The 11,994-nt window shown below is 64.1% G+C and carries 8 protein-coding genes; all 8 read right to left on the reverse strand.

The features are described from left to right. Positions 1-12: 12 nt before the first annotated feature. The 8 genes from ACWHYQ_RS13210 to ACWHYQ_RS13245 all read right to left on the reverse strand — a co-directional run bounded on the left by ACWHYQ_RS13210 (position 13) and on the right by ACWHYQ_RS13245 (position 11,982). On the reverse strand, positions 13-687 hold the full coding sequence (locus tag ACWHYQ_RS13210) for a DUF6445 family protein (protein WP_447972585.1): 675 nt from the start codon (positions 685-687) through the stop codon (positions 13-15). Between the two features lie 62 nt (positions 688-749). Next, entirely contained in the window at positions 750-1,526 is a 777-nt protein-coding gene (locus ACWHYQ_RS13215) for an MCP four helix bundle domain-containing protein (RefSeq protein WP_447972586.1), read from the reverse strand. 134 nt (positions 1,527-1,660) lie between these two features. Continuing rightward, positions 1,661-2,950 (reverse strand): 4Fe-4S dicluster domain-containing protein, encoded by a 1,290-nt coding sequence (locus ACWHYQ_RS13220; RefSeq protein ID WP_447972022.1) that lies wholly within the window; start codon positions 2,948-2,950, stop codon positions 1,661-1,663. A gap of 62 nt (positions 2,951-3,012) precedes the next feature. After that, on the reverse strand, positions 3,013-6,450 hold the full coding sequence (locus ACWHYQ_RS13225; protein ID WP_447972587.1) for a molybdopterin-dependent oxidoreductase: 3,438 nt from the start codon (positions 6,448-6,450) through the stop codon (positions 3,013-3,015). A 498-nt stretch (positions 6,451-6,948) separates the two neighbouring features. After that, entirely contained in the window at positions 6,949-8,409 is a 1,461-nt protein-coding gene (locus ACWHYQ_RS13230; RefSeq protein ID WP_447972588.1) for a sigma-54-dependent transcriptional regulator, read from the reverse strand. Next, positions 8,390-10,498 carry an ATP-binding protein gene (locus tag ACWHYQ_RS13235; protein ID WP_447972589.1) on the reverse strand — a complete coding sequence of 703 codons (2,109 nt, stop codon included), beginning with the start codon at positions 10,496-10,498 and terminating at the stop codon, positions 8,390-8,392. Before ACWHYQ_RS13235 ends, ACWHYQ_RS13230 begins: the two co-directional genes overlap by 20 nt. A gap of 85 nt (positions 10,499-10,583) precedes the next feature. After that, a complete protein-coding gene (locus ACWHYQ_RS13240; RefSeq protein WP_447972590.1) occupies positions 10,584-11,132 on the reverse strand; it encodes a glycine zipper family protein in 549 nt (182 codons plus the stop codon). Further along, on the reverse strand, positions 11,110-11,982 hold the full coding sequence (locus tag ACWHYQ_RS13245) for a hypothetical protein (RefSeq protein ID WP_447972591.1): 873 nt from the start codon (positions 11,980-11,982) through the stop codon (positions 11,110-11,112). The genes ACWHYQ_RS13240 and ACWHYQ_RS13245 overlap by 23 nt, the downstream gene beginning before the upstream one ends. Positions 11,983-11,994 lie beyond the last annotated feature (12 nt).

The raw sequence follows: 11,994 nt of genomic DNA on the forward strand, positions 1-11,994 counted from the left end.
GTTCCAGTCGGCTCAGCCGTCCGCCTTCCAGAAAAACACGATCGCCATCCGCTTCGAGGCCAGCTCGTAAGCCGAGCCGAAATACGCAGTGGCGGAATGGACGAGATCCGACCGGTAGACCAGCAGCCGGTTGAATCGGTAGGGCACCTCTAGTTCTTCCTGCCACTGACCCGGCTCCATCTCCTTCAAGCCGGGAATCTGACTGATGCTCTCATACTCCGGCGGGCAGACGTTGCCGCCGAGCCTGCCCTCGCCCAGCTTGAGGCGGTAAAAGGATGTGCCGCAATGGATGGTCGGCGGATAGGGATGCAGGTACAACACACCGGCGTGCGTGCAGAGCTTGGCCGAATCCACGTGGGGTCGGGCGACGCCCTCGGCACCGCCCACCAGTTGCACCCAGTTATTGGCGGACACCCCGGTGGTGGGGTCGGGCTGGACCAGCAGACGCCGGACGCCGAGCGCCGCCTTCACCCAGGCCTCCACCCGGGCCAACTCCGTGGGGGTGAGCGCGTCCGGGGCGCGCATGCCCGGCCAGGGCTCCGGACGCCACGGCGCACCCAACACCCAAGTCGGTTTGCTGACGCAACGCTCGGCGACTTCGAACGGGTTCTCCAGGATCCCCTCGCAGACCCAGTACTCACGTCCGAGGATCGGCTCGCGGTAGAGCAGCGGGTTCTTGTCATCCATCACGAAACCCTTTCACCCCTGACATCCCGATGACGTCCTGACCAAAGGCCGTCTCGGTGTGATCACCCGAGACCCGCCCCACCCGGGCGATCCGCCGGCGCGGACGAGCATGGCGAAGCGGCCGGATCTGGCTCCGGCGTCGAGCGCACGGGCATCTTCCTCGGCCACCGCCCAGGAAGCACGGCGAGGTTCAACAACGCGAGCAGCACACTTCCCACCAGAAGCGCGGCACTGATCTCGCGGATCGTGACGATGCCCTCGTCCTGCATTCCCTTCCCAACCTCCGCCACAGTGTCCAAGAGCCGGTCCAAAGCCAAGCTGACCGCCACCAATCTCGCTCCCGCCGTATCCCGGATGTGCACTTCCAGTCTGCTCCGTAGCGCCGCGGCCTCTTTCGCCGATTTGACATCCCAGCGCTTCTTCAAGAGGGCGATGGTTTCGTCCGCGGTCACAAAGTAGGATTCCAGGCTTTCCCGCAAGGCGGTGAGGACCTGTTGTTCCCTCGCCGCCTCAGGTCCCATCCGTTTCCCTGTCATGTCGTAGCGGTCCACCGCAGCGCGGATGCGCTCGCGTTGATCCGGAAGCCCCACCATGATCCTCTCGGCATCCTGGCGACTCCTCGCCTCGAACGCCTGGATGATCGTGGCCCTGTAGCGCATGATGTCCCCGGAGATATGGGCTAGGTCAGCCGCCGCCAAGGTGTACTCCGTGTAGAGCATGCGCAGATCGCGATCAACCTGGTCGAGCATACGCGCAGCCAGCCCCCCCAACACCACGACGAGCAGGCTGATCAGGACCTGGTTCCAGGACGGCCACCGGTTTCTCTTGTGATCTGGCACGGGTCCTCGTAAAGGAAGGGGGCAGGGGCGCTCCCATGCGCCTCCTGCCCCCTCGCCGAGCCCTCAGCGCTCAGCTTGCAGCCTCGTCAGGTTTGCTGACGGCTGAGCACGGATGGCGGGGTGTGGCCTCAGCCTCAGAGCCAGTTCACCCGCTCCGCGGGCCGAATGTAGATCGGCTCCTCGATCTGCTGCCGCACCACCTCCTTGCCCGACTTGTTGAACCCCAGCACGGTGTCGTTGTACATCTCGAACCGCCGCCCGTGAATCTGGGTCTCAAACACCTTCGGGCCCGGAATCACGTCGTACCGGAACACAATCTGCTGGCTCGCCCGCCACAACTGCAGCACCGCCAGCAACTCCCGGCTCGGCACCAGGTACTTCTCAATGGCGTTGTCCACCCCCGGCCCGAACATCTGCCGGATGTACCCCCGCGGCGCCCACCGCGGCGGAATGTAGTACCCGTTCGGCTCCGTCCCCCACTGCGGGTACAACGGCAACGCCACCTGCTCCACCCGAATCGCAAAGTACAACGGGTGCCACCGGTCCTCCGCCCACAACCCGTCCTCGCCGATCCGCACCAGGCTCTGCATCCGAATCTTCCCCACGCAGGCCGCCATGCACCGCGTCTCCATCGGCTCCCCGCCCGTCAAGGGGTCCTTCCCCTCAATCCGCGGATAGCACGCAATGCACTTCTCGCTCACCCGCGTCGTCCCCCGGTACATCGGCTTCTTGTACGGACACTGCTCCACGCACTTCTTGTACCCCCGGCACCGGTTCTGGTCAATCAACACAATCCCGTCCTCCGGCCGCTTGTAGATCGCCTTGCGCGGACAGGCCGCCAGACACCCCGGGTACGTGCAGTGGTTGCAGATCCGCTGCAGGTAGAAGAAGAACGTCTCATGCTCCGGCAACGAACTGCCCGTCATCCGCCACGGCTCGTCCCGCGTGAACCCGGTCTTGTCAATCCCCTCCACCACTGCCCGCATGGAGGTCGCCGTGTCCTCGTAGATGTTGACGAACCGCCACTCCTGGTCCGTCGGGATGTAGCCAATCGCCGCCTGGCCCACCTTGGCCCCCGCGTCGAAAATGGTCATCCCTTCAAACACCCCGTAGGGCGCATGGTGCTTGCGGCCCACCCGCACGTTCCACACCTGCCCCCCCGGGTTCACCTGCTCGATCAGTTGCGTGATCTTCACGTCGTAGAACTGGGGATACCCGCCGTAGGGCTTGGTCTCCACGTTGTTCCACCACATGTACTCCTGCCCCTTCGAGAACAGCCACGTGGACTTGTCCGCCATCGAGCAGGTCTGGCACGCCAGACACCGGTTGATGTTGAACACGAAGGCGAACTGCCACTTGGGGTGCCGCTCCTCGTAGGGGTAGAGCATCTTCCGCCCCAACTGCCAGTTATAGACTTCCGGCATGGTTCCTCCTCCTTCTTCTCATAATCAAGTGGTGACTGGTACGCGCATCCGGTGGCGATCGGTTACACCTTGATCTTGATGTGCTCGCCCTTGAGCCACTTGATCATGAACTCGTTCTCCTGCGCCGGCGTGAAGCCCGTCCGCACCGGCTCCCACGGCCCGCGCGCCCCGATGCCGCCATCCTCCGCCTTCGTGATGCGGATCAGACACTCCTTCGGCACCGTGTTGACCGCGTGGTTGTCAACCTGATAGCCGAACTTGAACTTCCACGCGACGGCGTGCTTGCCCGGCAGCGAGTCCGTCTGGTGGGTAGGCATCAGCCAGGAACGCGTGAACGACTGCTGCGCCCCGTACCGGAAGTTGCTCTGATAGCCGGTATCCAGCGCAATCGCCCGCCCGTCCGGCCGCGTCTCGTGCCCCTTCACGGTCTTCGCCGTCGCCACGTAGGGGGCGTGCTTCGCCATCGTCACGTGGTACGGATACGCCGGGTTGTACTTCGCCCGGATCATCAACCGCGCCACCTTGTAGAACGGATCGCTCGGCCGCCAGCCCCGGTACGGCCGGTCCACCGGGTTCCCGTCCACGTAGACGTAGTCGCCGTCGTTGATGCCCCGGTCCTTCGCCGCCTGCGGGTTGATGTGCAACTGGTGCTCGCCCACCCCCGGCGTCCGCTTGTCCATCCGGTACGGATCGCCGAAGTTGGACTCGTAGATCTGCACCCAGTCGTTCACCGACCACTGGCTGTGCACGCGGTGCCGGGTCTTCGGGGTCACGCAGTAGAACTGGTACCCCTTCTCCCACAGCGGGTTGCTGTGCCGCTTGATCTCCTGCCACGGCAGCTTCAGGTTGCGCACGTGCTTGTCATCGTGGTGCTGGGCCGTGATGGGAATCCCGTAGTCGTCTGGGCGAACATACGGGTTCGTGGACATGATCGCGTTGGGCAGGTACGGCGTCGCCTCGGTGCCCTCCCGGTGGCTGATGAAGTTCTCACCGTACTCGATCATTTCCGGCTCGATCCGGTAGTTCTCGTACCGGCCGGTCCGGGTCCACATCGGCTTCGACTCGTTGGTCTCCTCCCAGAACGGCTGCCGCGGATACGTCCGCGTCATCACCATCCAGCCCTTCTCGCTCTTCAGCATCGCGTCTGCGCTGTAGCCGTAGCACGTCGCGCTGGCGTCCAGCAGCCGTTGCACGTACACGTCCACCCGGTTGAGGTAGACGAAGTGGAAGTGATTCCTGATCCGCTTGTCGCCCGTCATCTCGGTCAGCTTAACCGAGACCCCGGCGACCGTGTCCAGGTCGTTGCGGGTGTCGTACAGCGGCCGGATGCCGCCCTTCCAGACCTGCAGCCACGGGTTCGACACCGTGGCCGTCATCTCCGGATAGGTGAACTCCATCCAGGAGTTGCAGGCAAACGCCACGTCCGCATGGTTCACGTCCGAGGTCATCTCAATATCCTGCGTGACGATACACTCGATATTGGGATCGACGTTCTTGACCATGTCGTAGTGATGCTTGGCGTTGTTGAGGATGTTCACGTTCGTCACCCAGCGGAACTTGCTGGGCGTCGGCATGTGGGTCTTGCCCGTGAACACCTTCCGGCCGTACTTCGGCGTGTTGACGATCAAGGCCGTGTCCCCGTGGTTCCAGTAGCCGACCTCTTCACCGTAGTAGTAGGACCTGACCTTGACCTCCTTGCCGTGGGCGCTTGCATCCAGATTCTGATTGAACGGATCTTCGCCCGTGTGCACGCCCAGCCCGCCGCCCGACCAGGGGGTCGAGTTCCAGATGCCGGCCTTGTAGTTGCCGGCCCAAGTGTGCTGGCCCGTGCCGAACTTGCCGACGTTGCCGGTGATGATGAGAATCATCGCCGCGCCACGGCCGTAGATCGTCTCGTGGAAGTAGTGGTTCACCCCCTCGCCGTTGTGGATCGCCGCCGGCTTGATCGTGCCGCTATCCCGGGCCCAGCGGACGATCAGGTCCTTGGGCGCCCGGTTGATCTGATGCACCGTGTCCAGGTCGTAGTCCTGGAAGTGTACCAGATACATCTGCCAGATCGGCATCACATCGATTTCGCGGCCGTTGAGCAGCTTGACCCGGTAGGTCCCGGTCAACGCCGCGTCAATGCCGCTGTTGCGGAAATGCCAGCCCACCAGCTCACGATCCAGAAACACCGGCTGCTGCTTGTTCAGATCCCAGACCATGCAGCCCCCCAGCCGCTCGATCTGCTCGGGCTTGAGCGTCTGCACCTTGCCGGAGTACCGGCTCGTGTAATCTGGGAACTTGAAGTCCTTGATTACATCCCGCGGGTCCAGATATTGGAGCGTGTCCGTGCGGACGAGGATCGGCGCGTCCGTGAACTCCTTGAGGAAGTCCACGTCGTGCATGTTCTCGTCAATGATGATCTTCATCGCGCCACAGAACAGCGCCCCGTCCGTCTCCGGCCGCACCGGAATCCAATAGTCGGCCCGCGTTGCCGTCGGGTTGTACTCCGGCGTGATCACCACGATCCGGCAGCCCCGCTCGATGGATTCCAGCTTCCAGTGGGCCTCCGGCATCTTGTTCTCGACGAAGTTCTTCCCCCAGCTCGTGTTCAGCTTGGAGAAGCGCATGTCGCAGAGGTCAATGTCGGAGGTCTGCACGCCCGACCAGAAGGGATGTGACGGGTTCTGGTCGCCGTGCCAGGTGTAGTTCGAAAAGTAGCGGCCGCCCTGCGCCTGGTTGGGCCCCACCTTGCGGATGTAGGTGTCCACCAATGGAAGCACCCCGCCGTTGAACCGGGTCACGCCCATTTTGCCGACAATGCCGAGCACCGGCATGCCGGCCCGCATTTTGAAGCAGCGCGTACCGGCCCCCTTCATCATCTCGATCATCTCCGGCGGATAGCCCTGCTCGCGCAGCCGCCGCGCCCCCGCCTCGCCGCTGTAGCGCTGTGCGACGATTAGCACCGCCTTGGCGACGTAGGTGAAGGCCGTGTCCCAGGACACCCGGACCATGTCGTCCAGGAAGCGGCTGTCGAACTTGTACTTCCGCTTGGTCTCCGGGGTCAGCTCCGGCGCTCCCGCATCCATCCATTCCTTCCAGCCCCGCCGCATCAACGGCCCCTTCAGCCGATAGGGCCCGTACACCCGGCGGTGGAAGGTGTAGCCCTTCAGGCACATGCGCGGGTTGTGGGCGAAGGTCCCGCGGTTGCCGTAGAGGTCCTCGTAGGTCTGGTGGTCGTAGTTCTGCTCGACCCGCATCACGACGCCGTTGCGCACGAAGGCGCGCACGCGGCAGCCGTGGGTGTCGTTCGGGGAACAGCAGAACGTGAAGGACGAGTCGTACCGGTACTGGTCGTGGTAGACCCGCTCCCAGGACCGGTCGGGGTACTCACCGAGGGGGTTGCCCACCTCGATGACCGGCTGCAGCGCGGTCAAGGCCAGCGCCTTGTCGGCGATCGCAGCCGCCACGATGCTCCCGGCCGTGGCTTTTAAGAATTGCCGACGTGAAAGATGCATACTCCCCTCCTCCTTACGCTAGATGCTTTCATCACACTTCCGCACTCGGGCTTCGCGACCCCTCCTCACCTCCTTTCAAGTCCCGACACGGACTCGCCATAATGCTTAGCAAGTTCATTGCCCCAAGCCCGTCTTCCACTTGGCCGGAGGTGACGTGTTGAACCAATTGAAATGACAAGCGAAATCAGCCTTCTTCCGCACGACCGCGAAACGGGGGACGAACCAGAGGAATCAGATTTGATTCAGCGGGGCGAACCAATGCTCAAGGAATGAAAAAATTCAGTGACTTGTCGCGCGCATCACAAATGATGCGTGACCGCCCTTCTCAGAGAGGGTTCATACCAGGAGCGCGATGGAAGTGGTGCGGCAGAATGAAACGCGGAACGCCTGTTACCGGAAGGAATCGAATCCGCGACCGAAACCGAACTACGCGAGCTCTTGTCCCGGCTCGGCGGTCAGGCACTCAAGCGGCTGAGGCGAAATGGAAACGCGGCCTGACTAGCCGTCGCCCTGGCCCAGGTATCGCTTGAGCAACCGGGAAAAGTTCTGCCGCGGCAGGCCGCTCTGCAAGGCCGCCTGCGAAATCTGGCCACCAGACAGAGCCAGCTTGGTTTTGAGGTACAGGGTGGTGAAGTCCTTGAGGAGTTGGCGCTTGGCTTGGCTATAGGGGGCCGCCATGTAGGCGCCGAATTCCGTGTCTCCCTTCGGCGTCGCCTCGGAGGAGAGCAGTGCGGTGATCGTGGAGCGAGGGATGGAATCTGCCTTCGCCAGCATCACCGCCCGCTCCATCACGTTGCGCAATTCCCGGATATTGCCGGGCCAGGGGTAGGCGAGCAACTCCTCCATCGCCGCGGGATCGAGGAAGCAGGGCGATTTGCCCAGTTCCCTCCCGAACTGCGAGACGAAGTGCCGGGCGATGAGCGGAATATCGTCAAGGCGCTCGCGCAGCGGCGGCACGTGGATTTTGATCACGGCTACCCGATAAAAGAGGTCCTTGCGGAACGCACCCGCCCGGACTTTCTCCTGCAAGTCCTGATTCGTCGCTGCGATGAATCGCATATCCACCCGCTTCACGCGCGTGCCGCCGACCGGGCGCACCTCGTTGTCCTCGAGGACCCTGAGCAGCTTGGCCTGCAACGGCGGAGGGAGCTCCCCAATCTCGTCGAGGAAAACGGTGCCCCCGTCGGCCAGCTCGATCAAGCCCGGCTTGTCGGAAACTGCCCCGGTGAAGGCACCGCGCACGTGACCGAACAGTTCACTCTCCACTACCCCCTCGGGCATGGTCGCACAATCAATCACCTGGAACGGCTTGTCCTTTTCCCGGCTCCGTTCGTGGATCGCCCGCGCGATCAGTCCCTTGCCGGTCCCGGTCTCCCCCGTGATCAGGACGGGCGAGCGGACCTGGGCCGCCTCCTCGATCAGGGCGAGCACCGCCTGGAACGCGTCGCTGGCGCCGATCAGGCTGCCGGCCTCCGCAACCTGCCGCATGGTCCGCTCGAACGCGGAGTTCCGGCGCACGATCTCGGAGATCCTGATGGCGCGATGCAGCCGCATTCCCAAATCGGTCGGGTTGACGGGTTTCAGGATGAAGTCGTAGGCCCCCCGCCGCATGGCGTCCACGGCTTCGGGAATGCCCTTGATGCGCGTGACCACCAGCACGGGCAGATTCCGGTCAATCTCCTGGATCCGGCTGACCAGATCCAGCCCGTCCATGCCCGGCAGCATCATGTCCGTCAGCACCAGATCCACCGGTCCTTCGGCCAACGCCTGCAAGGCTCCCTCGGCGGTGGCCCGGATCTCGATGATCACCTCGCCCTCGACCGCCTTGAGGTCCGCCTGCTCGAGCGCGTTGAGCAACAACTCCGCGTCAGCGGCCTGATCTTCCACCACGAGAATCGTGAAGGGGCGCCTGGCCGTCGTTGTGCCGCGACACAGCGGATCAAACGTCAGGTTCGTCATGCCGATCCTCCGCTTGATGCCTCTCCTCAGAGGACGGGCCGGGCCGAGCCGTTGTGGGGATGCCGACAAGCTCCACGGCGGCGGGCAATGTAAACGCGACCGTGCAGCCTGGCTGTTCCGACGGCTCGACGGAGACCGCTCCCCCATACATCTCCACAATCCGCTTCACGATGGCCAGCCCGATCCCGCTCCCTTTCGCCCCGTCGGGGCGCAGCCGGACGAACGGCTCGAAGACCCGCTCCCGATGTTGGGGCGGGATGCCCGGGCCGTTGTCACTGACCGAAATCCGCACCAGCGGGCCGTTCCGCGAGACGGTGATCCGAACCTGAGGATGGGACTGCTCGCCGGCGAACTTGATCGCGTTGGAAATCAGGTTGTCGAGCACCTGCCGCAAGTAGGCCCGGTGACAGACCACCGCCGGAAACTCGGCCGGAGTGTGAACCCGAACCTTGCGCTGCTCCAGCTCCCCGGCCCGTTCCTTCAGCACATCGGCAAGCACCACGGCGGGATCCACCACCTCCAGCGATTCGCGCCCCACCCCGACCCGGGCTAGCTCGAGAATGTTCTCGATCCGCGTGCTCAGTTCCCGGCCTTCCTCGTCCATAAGCCGTAACCAGCGCTTGGCCCGGTCGTCCAGGCGATCGCCGTACTGGGCCAACATCGCGGCCGCCAAGCCACCGATGCGTTCCCCCGGGCCTTTCATGTCGTGGGCAAGCGTCACGGCCAAATGTTCGAGCTGCTTGAGCCGCGTCTCAAGCCCCTTGCCCTTCTGGGCCAGGGCCTCGTACAGGCGAGCATTGGCGATCGCGATTGCAGCCTCGCTGGCAAACCCCCGCGCCAGTTGCACGTTCCAAGCCGCATGGGAGACCGCGCAGCTCTGCAACAACACCAGCACGCCGAATGGCTTGTCCTGGGACAAGAGGGGAATCGAGAGCATACTCTGCCCGATCAGGTTCCGGCGCCGCACTTCAGGCCGGGTGTCGTCCCGGAGGTTGTCGCCGAACGCCGGCTGGCCGGTTTCATAGGCCTGCACCGACACCGGAAACTCCTCCCACAGCATCACAGACTTGTAAAGCCGGTCATGCCACTCCCCTGAGGCCGCCTCGACGACCCAGCAGCCCATCTTGTCGTTCCTGAGCATCACCAGGCAGACATCCACGTTGAGCAGCTCGCAGGCCCGGTCGGTGATGCGCCGCAGCACGCCCGGCACGCCATCGGCCCGAATCGTATTGATCTCGTTGCCGATGGCCGTGAGCGCATCAATTTCCCGCAGATGCGCCTGGATCCGACTGGCCATCTCTTCGAACACTCGCGCCAGCTCTTCCAGCTCATCCCCGGGGCGGCCCCGGCCGCGGGCGGCCGTCCCGTTCGGGGCGACGGCGGCGTTCAACTGCGCCGCCGTCGCCTGCAGGGCCGTCAGCGGCCCGGTAATCGAGCGCGATAACAGCCGGACATAGAGAAGCCCAAGCCCGAGCGCGCCCGCCACGGTCAGCAGGATTCCCCAGAAGGCCCGATTGACCAGGCTGGCTTCCTTCGCTTCGTAGCCTTGGAGGAGGTCGTCCAGCCGGTCCTCAAGCCTGCGGAAATCGTTCAGCACGGCATCCGACAGCGCGAGCCCTTGTCCCGACCGCACGTACGCCAAGACCTCTCCCGTACGGTTTGCACGGACCTGCTCGATGAGGACATGTTTGGACTCGACCAGCGATGCCAGCCGGCCGCTCGCGCTGCGCAGGGCGCCCGCAAGCTCCGAGTCGCTCTCGACCAGACTCATAATCCGGTCCACCGTCGGCTGGACCTTGGGCTCCGCTTCCTGTAACGGCCTCAAGAACGCGTCCTGCCGCGTCAGCAGGTACCCGCGGAACGCGTCCTCGATATCCACGGCCAGCCGGCGGAGCACCTGTAATTGCTCACGGGCCAGGACGATCTGGTGATGCTGAGCTTGGACTGCGCGGAGCTGCGTAACAAAGGAGAAGTGAATGACCAGAGCGGTGATCAGAGGGACAAAGATGACCAGCAGAATGGTCACCAGCTTCTGATGCACGCGAAGCCGGCTCCACCATTCTCGGCTCTTCTCGAGCACCCTTGGCATCAGGTGGAGCTCCTTGTCCGGGTCTGCCACCACCTAGTATGCGGAGACCATCCTAGGCAGTCAACCCCGGGAAAACCGGTCAAGCCTACTGCCACCCCACCGGCTCATACCCGCGTTCAGTTAGACAACGGTCCACAAAGCGCTTGTAGGCCTGGCTCGGCTCCTTCTTGCGAAAGAGTCCCCGGAGGAAGCCCCAGACAGAACCGCTGACCGCTCCCACCGCCGCGCCCGTCCCCGCCGAGCCGACGACAGCGCCGCCGGCCGCTCCGGCGGCGGCCCCGATTCCTGCGCCGGTGCCCGTGCTGGTGGCAACCTGGCCGGCCCTCCCCGGCGCGGGCTTCGCACCCGCTTCTTCCGCGATCTCCTGGCAGGCGGCAATATCCTGCTCGGCAACCTCCCGGCCGACCTGCTTGAGATGTGCGTTGGGATAGAGAATCGGCGTCGGTCCGCTGCACGCCGCCACCAAAACAGCAATGAACAATGTCAAAGGCAAAAGCAAACCGACCGGGCAGGCTCTGGCGTGGAACGTCACCCCGGCGGTCGCTGGGGCCCAGTCTGGCTCTGGATTCCGGCATTCGCCGGAACGATGGATTCTGACCCCGGTTTGCATTTCACTTTTCCCGTTTGCTTTCACCCAGGCGTCGTTCCAGCCGTCTGAGCGCACCCATCATGACCGGATCGCTCAACCCCACCTCGCTGAGTGCATCCAGAAGATGCAGGCTCTTGGCGGCCGCCAGCTCCTTCGCCTTGGCGTAGTGCCGGTGGCCGAATCGGGCGACGGCAGGCTGGCCGTTGACGATCTGGCAGGCCAGCACCTCGCCGGCCACCTCCAGCGTCCCGCCCTCTTCGATCAACCGGCGGGCGTCCGCAACCGGGATCCCGTGCAGGGAGGCGAACTCCTCCAGGCTGCCGGTCTCGACGAGCCGGCCATCCGGCATGATGCAGGCACGCTTGTAATGCGGTGACCAGTCCTTCCGGAAATCGATGTACTTGATGTCCCCGTGGCGGGCGATGGCCTTATCGAGCTTGGCGTAGTCCAAGCCGAGATTCTTCTGGCCAAGCCGCTCCTGCAGCGCCGGTGGCAGCATCCGAACGAACACTCGCTCCGCGGCCTCCTCCAGGGACAGCCCGCGGGACCGGACGAGCTGCTCCGCCTCGGCATACTGCGCGAGATCGAGCACCCAGGTCCATTTGGGCTGGTCGCCGGCCGGGTCAATCCGGCACGCGAAGAGCCCCTTCGTCACCAGCAGCCCCGCCTGCGGATAGACGTACAGGCCGCCCTCGGCAAGCAGCCGCGTCATGACGTCCAGCGGGATGTCGTAGCTCTCCGCCAGCACGCGGGCATGCTCCGCCAGGTTCTCGGGCTCGGTCATCGCGCAGACCATGACGTTGCCCGGCGCGTCGAACTCCGTATAGTCCTCGATGATGTTGTAGAGCGCCGGCGGCTTGGGGGGCGCCGGCCCCCGTTTTTTGATCTTGTACATGGCTCTCTCAAT

The organism is Nitrospira sp. Kam-Ns4a, assembly GCF_965152595.1.